The sequence below is a fragment of the uncultured Jatrophihabitans sp. genome (assembly GCF_964244045.1).
Lineage (GTDB): Bacteria > Actinomycetota > Actinomycetes > Mycobacteriales > Jatrophihabitantaceae > Jatrophihabitans.
In genome coordinates, this window is sequence record NZ_CAXTHK010000038.1 from 18,020 (window position 1) to 33,699 (window position 15,680).

A 15,680-nucleotide genomic window follows, 5' to 3' on the forward strand; every position below is an offset into this window, starting at 1 on the left:
GTCACCGTCAACCCGTCCCGTGCCTTTGCCTGTGTAGGAGTCCCCCGTGACCAGCCCTGACTTCTCAAAGAACCCGTACGGGCAAGCCCCGCCACCCGGTTACGGCCAGGCGCCGCCGCCGGCATACGGCCAGCCTCCCTACGCCCAATACGGTCAGCCACCGTATGGCCAGTACGGCCAGGCGCCATACGGGTTCGCCGCGGTGCAGAAGCCAACGGGCTGGTTCGTCGTCAACTGGCTGTTCTTCTGGCCCCTGGCGATCTACTCCCTCACCTCGGCCTGGGGCAACATCGACCGCGCGCTGTTCGTCGGCGACATCAACGGCGCTCAGTACCAGGCAAACCGGGTCAAGAAGTTCGGCATCATCGCGCTGTGCATCGGCATCGGCTGGATCGCGTTGTGGCTCGTCATAGTCGTGGCAGTCGGGGCCTCCACGAGTGCCAGCTACTGCCATGGCTACAACTGCTGATGCGCTGCTAGTGCTGCAGCCGTAGATCGTGATCTTTGATGTGAATGGCCTGCTGGACAGGCGTTTCAGCGGCGTTGTGGGGCGGCCACCGGGCGAGCATCGGTGCTTGGTGGAACAACGAGAACGCCGCGGTGGCCGCGGTTCATAGGGTAGATCCTGTCCGGTGGCAGACGGCGTTCGGCGCGGTGCTGGATCGCATCGAGGGCCGGTTCGCCCGCTACGAGCCGTTGCGGCACGCGGCCGGGTTGATGCTCGGCATGCTGTCCGGCTGGACCGGAAGAACTGATCGCTGAGCATCGCGGCGACGTTGCCCCGGACAGGTTGCAGCACCTGCTCGCCCGGGCGAAGTGGGACGCCGAGCTGGTGCGGGATGACCTGCCCCGACCCGCGGCTGCGCGCGACCATCCGTGGTCTCGGACTGGGCTACGTGATGCAGGTCGCGGCGAACCGCCGTATGCCCACCGGCATCGGGCCGCGGCGGGTCGACGAGCTCGCCGCGAATCTGCCCGCCAGCGCGTGGGAACGACGCTCAGTCGGTCCACGCAGCAAGGGGCCGCGTTTCTACTCCTGGGCGTGGCTGACCCTGGAGCCCGAGACCGACCCGGACACCGGCTCGCGCACGCCTTCCTCGCCGTCGCCACCGCGATTGAACGCGACCACGCGCCGACCCCGGCCGGACTCATCGAGCTGACCGCCAACGACTTCCGTCGCCTGTTCGACGCACTCCTGCTCGCCGGCCGACATTCCCTCTCGACGCTGCTCGCCTGGTCGACCTGGCGTCGAAGACACCAAGCCCGAGCCCACGACTGCCACTACCGACGACGAGAACAACGATGATCACGAACTACGGCTGCAGTACTAGCTCCATCCCCGGCTGTACTACTAGCTTCGTCCCCGGAAGAGGCTCGTGACCGAGCCGTCCTCGAAGACCTGCTTGATGGCCTGCGCTAGGAGCGGGGCAATCGTCAGGACGGTCAGCTTGTCGAACTGCTGCTCCTCGAGGATCGGCAGGGTGTTGGTGACGATGACCTCGCTGATGCGGCTGTTCTTGAGGCGGTCGACGGCCGGGCCGCTGAAGATCCCGTGCGTGGCCGCGACGATCACGTCGGTGGCGCCCTCGGCGAACAGTAACTCCGCGGCTTTGGTGATCGAGCCCGCGGTGTCGATCATGTCGTCGATCAGCAGGGCGCACCGGCCGGCGACGTCACCGACCACGCGGTTGGCCTCGACCTCGTTCGCGGCGTCGATGTTGCGGCTCTTGTGCACGAAGGCGATGTCCAGGCCGCCGAGCTCGTCGGCCCACTGCTCGGCCATCCGGACGCGGCCGGTGTCGGGGGAGACGACGACAAGATCACTGGTCGAGTCGCGGTCGCTGTACTTCTCGCGGACGTAGTTCGACAGCAGCGGCATTGCGAACAAGTGGTCGACGGGGACGTCGAAGAAGCCCTGGATCTGCGCGGTGTGCAGGTCGACGGTCATCAGCCGGTCGGCACCTGCCGTCTTGAACATGTCGGCGACGAGCCGGGCCGAGATCGGCTCGCGGCCGCGGTGCTTCTTGTCCTGGCGGGCATAGGGGTAGAACGGCGCCACGACGGTGATGCGCTTGGCCGAGGCCCGCTTGAGGGCGTCAACCAGGATCAGGCTCTCCATCAGCCAGTCGTTGATCGGCGTGGTGTGGGACTGGATGACGAAGGCGTCGGTACCGCGTACAGAATCGTTCGGCCGGATGAACAGCTCGCCGTTGGCGAACTGGCGCCGGGTGGTCTCGGTGATGGTGACCCCGACATGGTGCGCGATCTCGTCGGCGAGCTGCGGGTAGGCACCGCCGGACAGGATGACCAGGCTCTTTCGACCGGCGACCTGCAGAGTCGACATCAATCTTCCGTTCGCACGTCGTGGGAGGTGGTCGGGCCGGTGTTGGACGTCCCGTCCGTATCGGCGTCGATAGCGGCTCGGGCGGCATCGGCGGCAGGTGTGCCTGCGCGCCTGCGCTCCACCCAGCCTGCCACGTTTCGCTGCTTGGCGCGGGCCACGGCCATGGCACCCGCCGGAACGTCCTGGGTGATGACCGAACCGGCGGCCGTGTACGCGCCGTCGCCGATCTCGCGGGGGGCCACGATCATGGTGTCCGAGCCGATCTTCACGTGGTCGCCGACGATGCTGCGGTGCTTGGCGACGCCGTCGTAGTTGACGAACACGGTGGCGGCGCCGATGTTGCTGTGGTCGCCGATGGTGGCGTCGCCGACGTAGGACAGATGCGGCACCTTGCTGCCGACGCCGACCTCGCTGTTCTTCACCTCGACATACGTGCCGACGTGTGCTCCCTCGTGCAGGACCGTGCCCGGGCGGAGGTAGGCAAACGGGCCCACGGTCACCTCGGCGCCGATACTCGCGCCGATGGCTACGGTGCGGTTCACCACCGCGCCGGGGCCGACGCCGGTGTCGGTCAGGCTAGTGTGCGGGCCGATCTCGGCGCCGCCGGCCACGACAGTGCGCCCGCGCAGGTCGACCGTCGGCCAGATGGTGACGTCGGGTTCGAGCACGACGTCGGCGTCCACCCACGTCGTGGCCGGATCGACGACCGTGACGCCGGCGCGCATGTGCGCCTCGAGCAGGCGGCGGTTGTAGGCGGCGTGCGCGGCGGCGAGCTGCACGCGGTCGTTGACGCCGGCCGTCTCGTCGGCGGGAGCGACGATGGCAGCCACGTGCCGTCTGTCGCCGGTGAGGATGCCGATGACATCGGGCAGGTACTCCTCACCTTGCGCGTTGTCTGTCGACAGCCGGCCGACAGCGTCGCGCAGTGCAGCGGGTTCGAAGGCGTAGACGCTCGTGGCGACCTCGCTCACGGCCAGCTCGTCCGGGCCGGCGTCCTTGTGCTCGACCACGCGGGTGACGCGGCCGTCGGCGCCGCGCAACACCCGCCCGTAGCCGGTGGGGTCGGCCAGGACGCTGGTGAGCAGGGTGGCCGCGGCGCCCGCGGCCTGATGCTCGCCGACCAGGGCGGCGAGGGCGGCGTCGGTGAGCAGCGGTGCGTCGCCCGGGACGACGAGCACCGTGCCGGTGGCGTCGGCGGGCACGGCCTCGAGGGCCAGGCGCACGGCGTGCCCGGTGCCGCGCTGCTCGTCCTGGACCACGGGCACCGCCGCCGGCGCAATCGCAGCCAGGTGCGCAGTGACCTCGTCGCGGCGGTGGCCGACCACGACCACGGTGGCAACGGCTGCAAGCGAGTCGGTCGCGGCCAGGACGTGGCCGAGCATCGAGCGACCCGCGAAGCCGTGCAGGACCTTGGGCTGGGCGGCCGAGCGCATGCGGGTGCCTGCACCGGCGGCGAGCACGATCACGGCGGCGGGGGGCTGGAACACCAGGTCGGTTCCTCTCCACGACGGCGTCCGGTGGCTGGGGGACTGGGATTCGAACCCAGACTGCACGGCTCCAAAGGCCGGCGGGCTGCCATTACCCCATCCCCCACTGCCCCTTCCACCGCGGACCAGGTTATGGCATCACCGCCGCGTCGAAGGGTTCAGTTGGTCGTCCAGGTAAGTTACGCTTCCGTAACCGACGGGTTGGCGCCGATCAAACACCTGGTTCGCCGACCTGGGTTCCCTCATCTGTGAGCGCCGCACCCGCGCATCCCATCCGGAAAGCTGGCCCATGACCCTTCTCGACGAACGTTCGCCGACCCCGCCGCCCGAGAGCGCTCCGAAGCCGGTATTCGAGGGGACGAAGCGTCGCGGCGAGCAGTTCGTGCTCTACCTGTTCGTCATCGTGCCGTTCGTCGCGTTCGCCGCGGTCATCCCGGTGGCCTGGGGCTGGGGGATGAGCTGGACCGACGTCGTCCTGCTCGTCGTCTTCTACTTCGGCACGGGCTTCGGGATCACCGTCGGGTTCCACCGGCTGTTCACGCACAGCTCCTTCAAGGCGAACCGGGGCCTGCGGATCGGGCTGGCCATCGCCGGTTCGATGGGTATCGAGGGTCCGGTGATCCGCTGGGTGGCCGATCACCGGCGCCACCACGCGTTCAGCGACCGCGAGGGCGACCCGCACTCGCCGTGGCGCTTCGGTGACACGACGCCCGCACTGATCAAGGGTTTCTGGTTTGCCCACCTCGGTTGGCTGTTCGACATCGAGCACACGAATCGCGAGAAGTACACGCCCGACCTGCTGCGCGACAAGGACATCAGCCGCGTCGACAAGCTGTTCCCGGTCTGGGTGATCACGTCGCTGCTGCTCCCCGCCGCCATCGGCGGGTTGGTCACGATGTCCATCGCCGGTGCGCTGTCGGCGTTCTTCTGGGCCTCGCTCGTGCGCATCTTCCTGCTGCACCACGTGACGTGGTCGATCAACTCGGTCTGCCACATGATCGGCGATCGGCCGTTCACCTCTCGCGACAAGAGCGCGAACTTCTGGCCGCTGGCGATCCTGAGCTTCGGTGAGAGCTGGCACAACCTGCACCACGCCGACCCGACGGCCGCCCGCCACGGCGTGCTGCGCGGTCAGCTCGACGAGTCCGCCCGCGTCATCTGGATCTTCGAGAAGCTGGGTTGGGCCACGGACGTCCGCTGGCCGAAGCCCGAGCGCATCGCCAAGCTGCGCGTCGACACCCCGAAGTGATCAACAGCGCCGAAACGTCGTGCTACGACGTTTCGGCGCTGTTGATCACCGATGGGCAGGGTCAGGTGACGGCGGCGCGGACCGCAAAGCGCGGCTCGCGCCATTCGCCGCTGGCCAGGACACCTCGGATGATCTCCATCGCGTCCCAGACCTGGGTGAACGACAGGTACAGCGGGGTGAACCCGAGCCGGACGAGGTCTGGCGCGCGGAAGTCGCCGACCACCCCGCGGGCGATCAGCGCCTGCGTCACGGCGTAGGCCGACTCGACGCCCGGAATCCTCAGTGCCACCTGCGAGGCGCGCCGCCACGACTCGCGCGGGGTGACGACCTCGACCTCGGGCAGGAAGGCGTCGGCGAAGCCGATCACCAGGTCGGTGAGGCGCAGCGACTTCTCGCGCAGCTCGGCCAGGGCAACCCCGTCGAAGACGTCGAGGGCGGCGTCCAAGGCACGCATCGACAGCACCGGCGGCGTCCCGATCCGCGCCCGTTCGACGCCCTCCGCGGGTGCGTAGGTCTGGGCCAGGTCGAACGGCGTGACGTGGCCCTGCCAGCCGGTGAGCGGCAGGTCGGCGACGGCCTGGTGCCGAGTCGGCAGGTAGATCCACGCCGGCGCGCCCGGGCCACCGTTCAGGTATTTGTACGAGCAGCCGACGGCCGCGTCGGCGCCGAGGCTGTCGAGGTCGAACGGCACGGCGCCGGCCGCGTGCGCGAGGTCCCAGAGCATCAGCGCACCCGCGCCGTGCGTCATCGCGGTGATACCTGCGGCGTCCCACAGTTCGCCGGTGCGGTAGTCGACAGCGCTGAAGGCGACGAGCGCGGTGCGGCTGTCGAGCGCCGAGGCCAGCTCGTCGGGACGAACGCGCACCAGCTCGAGGCCGAGCAGGCGCGCCACCGATTCGGCGACGTACTGGTCGGTCGGAAAGTTCGCGCCGTCGGTGATGATCACCGATCGGCGTGGCTTGAGCCGGGCCAGCGCGACCATGGCCTGGAACAGCTGGACGGTCGTCGAGTCGCCGCACAGCACCTGGCCCGGGGCGGCGCCGATCAACGCGCCGATCCGGTCGCCTACGCGCGTCGGCAACGTCCACCAGCCGTTGTCGTTCCACGAGCCGATGAGATCGGTGCCCCATTCGCGGGCGATCGAGTCGGCGACGGTCGGGCCGACGCGGACGGGTAGCGCGCCCAGGGAGTTGCCGTCGAGGTAGACAACGCCCTCCGGCAGCGTGAACTGCGCGCGCAGGTAGCCGAGCGGGTCGTCGGCGTCGGCCTGCTCGGCGGCGGAGCGCGAGCGGATCGAGTCAAACACCCCGCACCTGCCAGAGGTCGGGGAACGCGGGACGGAACAGCGTCGTGCGCAGGTAGGCCGCGCCGGCCGAACCGCCGGTGCCCGGCTGCGCACCGATCGTGCGCTCCACCATCTTGACGTGCCGGTAGCGCCACTCCTGGATGCCCTCGTCGATGTCGACCAGGGCCTCGCACAGCTGAGCCGAGGAGCCGCGCTCGTCGGCGTAGACGTCGGCGAGCATCGCGATGATTGACGGGTCTCCCGCCGGCCACTGCTCCGCGGGATCACGCTCGAGAGCCGCCGGCGGCACGTCGTAGCCCGCCTTGGCGAGGTGGCCCAGCAACGAGTCGAACACCGAGCGCCGCGTCATCGCCGTGGCCGTCCGGGAGTCGCGGGACGGGTCGAGGTCGCGCCGGCCCAGCACCGCCTCGAGCTCGCGGAACTGCTCGGACTGGAACCCACTGGACCCGCCGAGCTCAGGACGGAAGGACGCGAACTGGCGCGGCGTCATCGTCTCCAGCACGTCGAGCTGGCCGACGATCGTCTTGAGGATCTTGCCGATGCGGCGTGACGTCAGCAGGGCGCCCGCGGCGTCGCCCGCCTCGAGGCGCTCCTGCAGCCAGGCCGCCTCGTGCAGGATCTGTTTGAACCACAGCTCGTAGACCTGGTGGATGATCACGAACAGCAGTTCGTCGTGCTCGTCGGTACGTGGTGACTGCGCCGCGAGCAGGTCGTCCAGGCGCAGGTAGCTGGAGTAGGTGAGTTCGTCCGACGTCGACATACCGCTCATGGGACCATCATCGACGATGAGTGAGTCCGAGCGACGCCCGAGGGTCCGGATGACCGGCCGGGAACGCCGCGAGCAGCTGATCGCCATCGGCCGCGCGCTGTTCGCCGAGAAGGGCTACGACGGCGCCTCCATCGAGGAGGTGTCAGCCCGCGCCGGCGTCAGCAAACCGGTCGTCTACGAGCACTTCGGCGGCAAGGAAGGCCTTTACGCCGTCGTCGTCGACCGCGAGATGGCCGACCTGCTCGAGCGGTTGACGGCCTCTATGGCCGACGGCCACGCCTACGAGCTGGTCGAGCAGGCGGCGTTGGCGCTGTTGACATATATCGAGGAGGAGACCGACGGTTTTCGCATCCTGGCGCGCGACTCGCCGGTGACGTCGGTGTCGGACGAGACGTCCGGATCCGGGGGCGGGTTCTCCTCGCTGCTCAACGATGTGGCCAGCCAGGTCGAGCACATCCTCGGACGTGAATTCGCGCGCACCGAGCTCTCGGTCGAGCTGGCTCCGATGTACGCCCAGATGCTGGTGGGCATGGTTGCGTTCACCGGGATGTGGTGGCTGGAGGAGCGCGAGCCCAGCCGCGAGCAGGTGGCTGCGCACCTGGTGAATCTGGGGTGGAACGGGCTCAAGCACCTGGAGGCTGCACCACGGCCGCCGCGCTCGCGCCCGCCGTCCTGAGCGAGGCCGGCCTGGTGGGCCGCGGCCGGGCGCGGGCCGCGACGGATCGTGCGTATCGACGGCGAGCCTGACACGATGGGGTCCATGCAGGACGAGGCGGCTCCCCCCGGCGAGTCCGGGGAGCCGGTACCGACCGCTCCCGCCGGTGCTCAGGCGCCGACGACCCGCGCCCGTCCTACGCCGTTCCCCCGCGACCGCGGCAGACCCGATGCCACCGGATCGGACCCGGCGCAGGAATTCGGCCATCGGCTCGAGTCCGCCGCCGCGCCGGACCTTGACGGCGGCACTCGCAGCGACGCGCAGGCGATCATCTCCGACGCCCTCGAGCAGGCCCGCATGGTCGCCGTCCGCGCCGAGCAGTCGGCCGACGCACTGCTGGCCGACGCTCGTGAGGACGCCGAGCGCCTGGCCCAGGACGGTCGCGTCGCAGCGAAGGTCCTGCGCGACCAGGCCGAGGCCATCGTCGCGGCCGCCCGTCAGCGTGCGGCGGACATCGAGGCGCGTGCGCTGGTTGCGGCCGAGGAGCACGAGGCCGCCCTGGCTCGCGCGCGGGACGAGCACCAGGCGCTGCTCCTGGCGGTGCGGGCCGAGTTCGACGCCGAACAGGACCGGCTCGCCCAGGAGGCGTCGGCCGCACGGCGCCAGCTGCACCTCGAGGCCGAGGTCGAGGTGCGGGCCATCCGCAAGCAGGCCTCGTCCATCGTGGCCGACAGCCAGGCCCAGGCCGATGCGATCCGCGCCGAGGCGCGCGCCGCCGGCGAGAAGCTGCTCGACGACACCCACGAGGCGGTGGCCGCCGAGATCACCGAGGCGGCCGAGCAGACCGCGTGGACGAAGCAGACGATGTCCGACCTGCTCGCCGCCGCCGAGGCCGATGCCGAGAAGGTCCGCGAGCAGGCCGACGTCGCGGCCGCGGCCGTGCTCGACAACGCCCGGTCGCGGGCCGAGAGCAGTGACGCGGAGGTCGAGCAGCGCCGCCGCAGCGCCGAGGACTTGGTCGCTGCGCAACGGGCTGAGGTGCAGGACGAGTACGCGGCGTTGCTGGAGTCGGCCCAACTCGACGCGAGCGACATCCGTCAACAGGCCGGCGAGGACGCCGAGCAGATCATCGCGGCCGCCGAACATCAGGCCGCCGAGGCGCTCGAGCGGGCCAGCCGCCGGGAAGCCGAGGCCGAGACCGGCTCGCGCGCCGTACGCGAGCAGGCCGTCGCTGATCTCGCGCGGATGCAGAACGAGGCGCGCGAGTTGCGCCGGACGTCCAAGGACGAGGCCAACCGGCTCATCGCCGAGGCGCGCGCCGAGGCCGACGAGTTGCGGTCCGCAGCGCGCTCCTTGCTGGCCGAGGCACGGGCCGAGGTCGCCGTGCTCGGCGCGCACCGCGACGAGATCGCCAAGCAACTGGGCGACCTCTCGGGCGTCATCGACGCCTTGGCCGTGGCCGACCGGCTCGACGCCGGCGGCGGCCCTGCCCCGGTCGGGCACCAGGTTGTCGAACCGGCTGATCCGTTCGTCGACACCGGGGACCGGTAGTCTCTCGAATCCCAACGTAGTGACGAAAAGAGTGTCGGCCTGTCATGAGCGATAACACCACGAGCACCTACCGGACCGTGATGCGCGGTTACGACCCGGCTGAGGTCGACCGCCACGTGGCCGAGCTCTCCCAGGCGGCTGCCGAGGCCAAAGCCCGGGCCGACCAGCTCGCGGCACAGGTCGATTCGTTGAGCCACCAGGCCGAGCAGGCCACCCAGCAGGTCGCCGAGGCCCGCGAGCGCGACGCCAAGCCGCAGCCGCCCGCTGAGCCGACCTATCACGACTTCGGCAAACGGGTGGGTCGCATCCTGGCCATGGCCGAGGAGGAGGCCGAGGAGATGCGCTCGGCCGCGGTGGCCGAGGTGCACCGCAGCCTGGCCGAGGCCGAGTCGTCCGTCGCCAGCACGCGCGAGGACGCTGACACCTACGCGCGCGAGACCCGGGAGCGCGCAGACTCAGAGGCCGCGCGCATCGTCGAGGACGCCAAGCGCAGCGCCGATCAGATGGTCGATGAGGCCGAGCGTCGCGCCATCGCCCGCCGCAACGAGGCCGAGGCCATGTACGAGGAGCAGCGGGCCCGTTCGGCGAAGGCCGCGGCCGACTTCGAGAAGACGCTCGCCGAGCGCCGTGACAAGGCCGAGGAGATCTTCCAGGCGCGCACCGATGAGGCCGAGCAGGCGCTCAGCGATGCCCGCGACCGCGTCACCAACATGCGTTCGCAGGCCGACCAGATCCAGGCCGAGGCCGCCCGGCGCGCTACCCAGCTGACCTCCGAGTCCGAGCAGAAGGCCGAGCAGATCGTTGCCGAGGCCGTGGCCCGTGCCGACCGCATCCGCGACGAGTCCGAGCGCGAGCTCGCCGCGCACGTCCAGCGGCGCAATGCGATCAACGCCCAGCTGTCCAACGTGCGTCAGATGTTGGCCACGCTGTCGGGCACCACGGCTGCCGCGCACACCGACGAGGGCGACGTCGCCGAGAACGCCGAGCAGCAGTAGGCCTCAGGCGTCGTCGGCGAGTTCGAGCCAGGCCTCCTCGGCCAGTTCGCGCTCGTCGACGAGCGTTCTGAGCTGAGCGTTCAGCTCGGCGACCTTCGCGTAGTCCGTGGCGTGCTCGGCCAGCTGCTGGTGTACCGCCGCGACCTGTTTGTCCAGGGTTCCGACCCGGCGCTCGAGGCGGGTGAGTTCCTTGCGGGCGGACCGGGTGTCGCCCCGCTTCTCGCGCCGCTCGTCGGCCGCGGCGGCGTCGACGCCCGCACGTGTCGACGCTCGTCGCGAGAGGTATTCCTCGACGCCGCCGGGCAGCGCGGCCAGTGAGCCGTCGCCGAGCAGCGCGACGGTGGTGTCACAGACCCGCTCGAGCAGGTAGCGGTCGTGGCTGACGATCACGATCGTGCCGGCCCACCGATCGAGCAGGTCCTCGAGCGCGGCCAGGGTGTCGGTGTCCAGGTCGTTGGTGGGTTCGTCGAGCAACAACAGGTTCGGCTGGGTGAGCAGCAGGCGCAGCAGTTGCAGCCGACGCCGCTCGCCGCCGGACAGGTCCGCCACCGGCGTCCACTGACGCTCGTTGGGGAAGCCGAAGCTTTCGGCCAGCTGCCCGGCGCTGAGTTCGACGCCGTCCAACTCGGCCGTGGTGCGCACCTCGTTCACGGCCTCCAGCACTCGCAGCTTGTCGGGCAGCTCGACGATCTCCTGGCTGAGATGGCCGGTGTACACGGTCTGGCCGATCTTGACCGTGCCCTCGTCGGGTGCCAATTCGCCGGCCAGCAGGCGCAACAGGTGGGTCTTGCCGGAGCCGTTGACGCCGATGATGCCGATCCGATCGCCCGGCCCGACGTGCCAGGTGATGTGGTCGAGCAGGGTGCGACCGATGCCGCCTGGACGGGCGCCGACCGTGACGGTGACGTCCTCGATGTCGACGACGCTGCGGCCGAGCCGCCGCTGGGCCAGGGCTCTGAGTTCGACGCCGCTGCGCGGTTCCGGGACATCGGCGATCAACGCCTCGGCCGCGTCGATGCGGAACTTCGGCTTGGACGTCCGCGCCGGGGCGCCACGGCGCAGCCAGGCCAGCTCCTTGCGCAGCAGGTTCTGCCGCCGCGACTCGGTGGCCTCGGCCTGACGCATGCGCTCGGCTCGGGCGAGCACGTACGCCGCGTACCCGCCGTCAAAGGGCCGGACTGTGGCGTCGCCGACCTCCCACATCCGCTCGCACACCGCGTCCAGGAACCAGCGGTCGTGGGTGACGACGAGCAGGGCGCCGCGCCGGGCGCGCAGGTAGTCGGCCAGCCAGGTGATGCCCTCGACGTCGAGGTGGTTGGTCGGCTCATCGAGCACCAACAGATCGGCTTGCTGAACCAGTGCGGCGGCCAGCGCGACGCGGCGTCGCTCGCCGCCGGACAGCCGGGCGACGTCGGCGTCCAGCCCGACGGCGGCCAGCCCCAGGCCGGCGAGCACCTCGCGGACGCCGGCGTCACCGGCCCACTCGTGCTCGGCGCCGTCGCCGACGACAACCGTGCGCACCGACGAGCCGGCCGGCAGGAGGCCGCGCTGGTCGACCGTGGCGATCCGGGCGTCGCCAGAGCGGGTGACGCGACCGGTGTCAGGTGTTTCATCGCCGACGATCAGGCGCAGCAACGTCGACTTGCCGCCGCCATTGCGTCCGACCACGCCGATCTTCTCGCCCTCGGCGACGCCCAGGGACACCCCGTCGAGCACGACGGTGGTGCCGTATGCCTTGCCGACGTTCTCCAGGTTCACGAGGTTGGCCATCAGGGCAACACTCGCGCACCGGGTGCGGGCCCCGTCGCGACCCGGGCCTCGCGACACGCTCCGGCGAGCGCGGCCGCGACCTTCTCGGCGGACTCCGTGTCCGCACAGAGGAACGCGCAGGTGGGGCCGGAGCCGGACACAATGCCGGCGAGCGCCCCGCCGTCGATCCCGGCGGAGAGGGTGTCGCGCAGCGACGGGGCCAGGGTTAGCGCGGCTGGTTGCAGGTCGTTGGCCAGCAGGGCCGCGACCCGCTCGACGTCGTTGATCGCGAGCGCGTCCAGCAGCGGACGCGCCGAGCCGAGGGGCTCGGCGGCCACACCGGTCGCGCGCTGGCGGTCCAGCTCGCGGTAGGCGTCGGCGGCTGAGATGCCCAGATCGGAGAGGGCAAGTACCCAGTGCAGCTCTCCTGCCGACCGCACCGGTTCGAGGATCTCGCCGCGCCCGGTGCCGAGCGCCGTGCGGCCCAGCAGCGGGAACGCGACGTCACTGCCGAGCTGTGCGGCGAGTTCCGCCAGCCCGGCGTCGACGTTCCACAGTTCGGCGCAGGCGACGAGCGTCGCGGCCGCGTCGGCCGACCCGCCGGCCAGCCCACCGGCCACCGGAATGGCCTTGCACAATGCGAGGCTGACCTGGGCGGGGACGTCAGCGGCCTCAGCCAGCAGTTGCGCCGCGCGCCAGGCCAGGTTTCCGGCGTCGGTCGGGAGGCTGTCGCCACCTTCGCCGTCGACGGTGAGGAATAACTCCGTCGAGGACGAGGCGGTGACCTCGTCGTAGAGCCCGACGGCATGGAAGACGGTCACGAGATCGTGGAAGCCGTCCTGACGTAGGTCCCCGACCGACAGGTGCAGGTTCACCTTGGCCGGGACGCGCACGCGCACGCGGCGATCCGGGTCGGCAGGCACTCGCTGCACTCTACGGAGGCCGCCGATCGGCGCTCGGGACGGTGAGAGCGGGCTGGACCCGGTGGTCGAGCGGTGCCGGGTGAGCCGGTAGGCTGGCGAGGTTGCCCGGCGAGGGACCGTCCCGTACGGATCCGTCATCGACGAGGTGTCGTTGAGAAACGATGTCGTTCGTCGACGCGTATCGCGTCCGAGGCATCGCTCGACGTTTCACCCGCAGCACGAGCACTAGCCAATACGTTCAGGGAGTCATCACCATGTCCGAGATCCGCCTCGCCGCCGAGACCCGCACCGAGTTCGGCAAGGGCGGCGCGCGCCGCACTCGCCGCGCGGGCAAGGTCCCGGCCGTCATCTACGGCCATGGCGCAGACCCGCGGCACGTGGCCCTCGTCGCGCACGACCTTGCGCACGCTCTTCGCAAGGGCGGCGCGAACGCGCTGCTGACCCTGGACGTCGAGGGCGGCGAGCAGCTTGTCATCCCGAAGTCGGTCCAGCGCCACCCGATCAAGGGCTATTTCGAGCATGTCGACCTGCTCGCCGTGCGCCGCGGTGAGAAGGTCACCGTCGACGTGTCGATCAGCGTCACCGGCGAGGTCGTCCCCGGTGGTCTGGTCAACCAGGAGAACACCAGCATCAGCGTCGAGGCCGACGCCACCAACATCCCGACCGGCTTCGAGGTCAGCATCGAGGGACTCGAGATCGGCAGCCAGATCACGGCCGGCAACATCACGCTCCCCAGCGGGACCACGTTGATCACCGACGCCGAGTCCCTGGTGCTGGCCATCTCCGAGGCGCCGACTGCCGAGCAGCTCGACGCCGAGGTCGCCGAGGCGGCCGAGGAGCTCGGCATCGTGGAGGACGCCCCCGACTCCGAGTCCGAGGGCGACAAGTCCGGCGACGCCGACAAGCCCGCCGAGGACAGCGCCCAGTAACTCGCGCACTCCCGATCTGACGACGCCGTGGCCGACGACCGATTCCTGGTCGTCGGCCTCGGCAATCCCGGACCCAAGTACGCAGGCAACCGGCACAACGCCGGTTTCTTTGTGGTCGACCTGCTGGCCGAGCGGGTGGGCGCACGGTTCAAGGCGCACAAAGGCCGAGCCGACATCGTCGAAGGACGTCTCGGCGCCTTGCCGGTTGTGCTCATGAAGCCGAAGTCGTTCATGAACGAGTCCGGCGGGCCGGTCGTGTCGCTGTCGCGCTTCTACAAGGTCCCGGTCGAGCGCATCGTCGTTGTGCACGATGAGCTCGACCTGCCGTTCGGGACGGTCCGACTCAAACGCGGCGGCGGCGAGGGCGGCCACAACGGGCTGCGCTCCACGACGTCGGCGCTCGGGTCCAAGGAGTACGCGCGCGTGCGGTTCGGCATCGGCCGCCCACCCGGACGCCAGGACCCGGCCGACTATGTCCTTCGCGACTTCTCGGCCGTCGAGCGCAAGGAGCTGGCGTTCGAGGTGGACCGCGCCGCGGATGCGGTCGAGATGCTCATCGCCGATGGGCTCGAGGCGGCGCAGAACGAGTTCCACTGACGCTCGGATCACGGCGAAAGGCGCAGCGACGAGCCGGTCGTGTGTGTGCTCGCCTTTCGTTCTCGAGTGCTTGTTCGCTGATCGCGAAAGTGGCTCTACCCCCCGGATTTGTTGGGGTAGACGCTGTTCAGCGCGACCCGTTTCGGGTAGAATCAAACACCTGAGCGAGACGGTGGAGCGGGTCGATCTCGACGCCCTGCTCGCCGACGCCCACCGGGTCGTCGACGCCCTACAGGCCGTGGAACTGGCCAGCTGTGGTGATGAGCAAGTGATCAGCGCGTTGCGCTCGTTCGAGACGCTGCGCCGCCGCCTGGAACCGGTCGATCACGCCCTGATCCTCGACGTGGAACGCCGCGGGCTGCCGGGCCACACTCTGTCGCGTGGTCCAGCGCCGTGGCTGCGGCAGACGCTGACCATCGACATCCACGAGGCGAACGCCCGGGTCCGGGCGGCGCACGCCGCCGGGTCCCGCCGCACCCTGCTCGGCCAACCGCTGCCCGCGCGGTATCCGGCGGTTGCTGCGGCGCAAGCCGACGGGCAGCTGGCCGCGAGGCAGGCCCGGGTGATCACCTGCATGTTGGACAAGCTGCCCGACACAGTCCTGGAGCGGGTGCCCGAGGTGGAGGCGGCGTTGGTCGACAGCGCGCAGCGTTATGACGCCAGCGCCTTGCAGAAGCTAGCCGATCGGCACCGCGACTGGCTCGACCCGGACGGCACACTCGACGACGTCGAGAAGCGGCGCCGGGAGCGGGACCTGCGGTTCACCCAACGCCCCGACGGGTCCTGCACCGGCAGCTTCGAGGGCACCGCGGAGCTGGCGGAGGTGCTGCAGGTCGCGTTCGACTCCCTCGGCGCCCCGACACCGGAAACCGACGGTGTGAAAGACCCCCGCTCGGCGGGGCAGCGGCGTCACGACGCGCTGCTCGATGCCCTTAAGATCACGGTCGGGTCCGGCAGCTTGGAGAAGTCCGGTGGGGTGCTGGCCACGATCATCCTGACCATGAGCGCCCAGGACTACGCCACCGGCACCGGGTTCGCCACCACCGGGCACGGCGCGCAGGTCCCCACCAGCGAGGCGATGAGCTGGGCCGGCGGCGACTACCGGTTGTTTATGACCGTGCTGGAC

At 70.2% G+C, this 15,680-nt stretch carries 16 protein-coding genes and 1 tRNA gene; 10 read left to right on the top strand and 7 right to left on the bottom strand.

Going from position 1 to position 15,680, the window contains the following annotated elements; genetic code table 11:
- The first annotated feature begins 46 nt into the window (after nt 1-46).
- From ACFFC4_RS19530 to ACFFC4_RS19540, 3 genes are all read left to right on the top strand, one after another.
- Nucleotides 47-469: a CD225/dispanin family protein gene (locus tag ACFFC4_RS19530; RefSeq protein WP_375503975.1), complete on the top strand. Its 423-nt coding sequence runs from the start codon at nt 47-49 to the stop codon at nt 467-469.
- Between the two features lie 44 nt (nt 470-513).
- Complete coding sequence (locus tag ACFFC4_RS19535; RefSeq protein ID WP_375503977.1) at nt 514-762, top strand: hypothetical protein; 249 nt, start codon at nt 514-516, stop codon at nt 760-762.
- Nucleotides 763-839: 77 nt separating this feature from the next.
- On the top strand, nt 840-1,160 hold the full coding sequence (locus ACFFC4_RS19540) for a hypothetical protein (protein WP_375503979.1): 321 nt from the start codon (nt 840-842) through the stop codon (nt 1,158-1,160).
- A 191-nt stretch (nt 1,161-1,351) separates the two neighbouring features.
- On the opposite strand, the gene ACFFC4_RS19545 is transcribed toward ACFFC4_RS19540, so the two are convergent.
- From ACFFC4_RS19545 to ACFFC4_RS19555, 3 genes are all read right to left on the bottom strand, one after another.
- Nucleotides 1,352-2,344 carry a ribose-phosphate diphosphokinase gene (locus ACFFC4_RS19545; RefSeq protein WP_375503981.1) on the bottom strand — a complete coding sequence of 331 codons (993 nt, stop codon included), beginning with the start codon at nt 2,342-2,344 and terminating at the stop codon, nt 1,352-1,354.
- Entirely contained in the window at nt 2,344-3,834 is a 1,491-nt protein-coding gene (glmU, locus tag ACFFC4_RS19550) for a bifunctional UDP-N-acetylglucosamine diphosphorylase/glucosamine-1-phosphate N-acetyltransferase GlmU (RefSeq protein WP_375504005.1), read from the bottom strand. The genes ACFFC4_RS19545 and glmU overlap by 1 nt, the downstream gene beginning before the upstream one ends.
- Nucleotides 3,835-3,862: 28 nt before the next feature.
- A tRNA-Gln gene (locus tag ACFFC4_RS19555) sits at nt 3,863-3,937 on the bottom strand.
- A 183-nt stretch (nt 3,938-4,120) separates the two neighbouring features.
- Between ACFFC4_RS19555 and ACFFC4_RS19560 the strand changes: the two genes are divergently transcribed.
- The gene (locus ACFFC4_RS19560) at nt 4,121-5,080 is read left to right on the top strand and encodes an acyl-CoA desaturase (RefSeq protein WP_375503983.1); all 960 of its coding nucleotides are present in this window, start codon (nt 4,121-4,123) and stop codon (nt 5,078-5,080) included.
- Nucleotides 5,081-5,141: 61 nt separating this feature from the next.
- On the opposite strand, the gene kynU is transcribed toward ACFFC4_RS19560, so the two are convergent.
- Nucleotides 5,142-6,386, bottom strand: coding sequence for a kynureninase (gene kynU / locus ACFFC4_RS19565; protein ID WP_375503985.1), 1,245 nt, complete (start codon nt 6,384-6,386; stop codon nt 5,142-5,144).
- The gene (locus tag ACFFC4_RS19570) at nt 6,379-7,155 is read right to left on the bottom strand and encodes a tryptophan 2,3-dioxygenase (RefSeq protein WP_375503987.1); all 777 of its coding nucleotides are present in this window, start codon (nt 7,153-7,155) and stop codon (nt 6,379-6,381) included. The genes kynU and ACFFC4_RS19570 overlap by 8 nt, the downstream gene beginning before the upstream one ends.
- Nucleotides 7,156-7,171: 16 nt before the next feature.
- Between ACFFC4_RS19570 and ACFFC4_RS19575 the strand changes: the two genes are divergently transcribed.
- The 3 genes from ACFFC4_RS19575 (at nt 7,172) to ACFFC4_RS19585 (ending at nt 10,356) form a co-directional block, all read left to right on the top strand.
- On the top strand, nt 7,172-7,831 hold the full coding sequence (locus ACFFC4_RS19575) for a TetR family transcriptional regulator (protein ID WP_375503989.1): 660 nt from the start codon (nt 7,172-7,174) through the stop codon (nt 7,829-7,831).
- A 75-nt stretch (nt 7,832-7,906) separates the two neighbouring features.
- Entirely contained in the window at nt 7,907-9,361 is a 1,455-nt protein-coding gene (locus tag ACFFC4_RS19580) for a hypothetical protein (protein WP_375503991.1), read from the top strand.
- A 44-nt stretch (nt 9,362-9,405) separates the two neighbouring features.
- Nucleotides 9,406-10,356, top strand: a complete 951-nt coding sequence (locus ACFFC4_RS19585; protein ID WP_375503993.1) for a hypothetical protein — start codon at nt 9,406-9,408, stop codon at nt 10,354-10,356.
- 3 nt (nt 10,357-10,359) lie between these two features.
- Here ACFFC4_RS19585 and ACFFC4_RS19590 read toward each other — a convergent pair whose 3' ends face one another.
- Nucleotides 10,360-12,126: an ABC-F family ATP-binding cassette domain-containing protein gene (locus tag ACFFC4_RS19590; protein ID WP_375503995.1), complete on the bottom strand. Its 1,767-nt coding sequence runs from the start codon at nt 12,124-12,126 to the stop codon at nt 10,360-10,362.
- Nucleotides 12,126-13,028, bottom strand: a complete 903-nt coding sequence (locus ACFFC4_RS19595) for a 4-(cytidine 5'-diphospho)-2-C-methyl-D-erythritol kinase (RefSeq protein ID WP_375503997.1) — start codon at nt 13,026-13,028, stop codon at nt 12,126-12,128. Before ACFFC4_RS19595 ends, ACFFC4_RS19590 begins: the two co-directional genes overlap by 1 nt.
- Before the next feature lie 254 nt (nt 13,029-13,282).
- On the opposite strand from ACFFC4_RS19595, the gene ACFFC4_RS19600 reads away from it, so the two are divergent.
- The 3 genes from ACFFC4_RS19600 to ACFFC4_RS19610 form a co-directional block, all read left to right on the top strand.
- On the top strand, nt 13,283-13,957 hold the full coding sequence (locus ACFFC4_RS19600; protein ID WP_375503999.1) for a 50S ribosomal protein L25/general stress protein Ctc: 675 nt from the start codon (nt 13,283-13,285) through the stop codon (nt 13,955-13,957).
- Between the two features lie 27 nt (nt 13,958-13,984).
- A complete protein-coding gene (pth, locus tag ACFFC4_RS19605) occupies nt 13,985-14,554 on the top strand; it encodes an aminoacyl-tRNA hydrolase (RefSeq protein WP_375504001.1) in 570 nt (189 codons plus the stop codon).
- 172 nt (nt 14,555-14,726) lie between these two features.
- A partial coding sequence (locus ACFFC4_RS19610) for a DUF222 domain-containing protein (RefSeq protein ID WP_375504003.1) occupies nt 14,727-15,680 on the top strand: 954 nt, incomplete at its 3' end.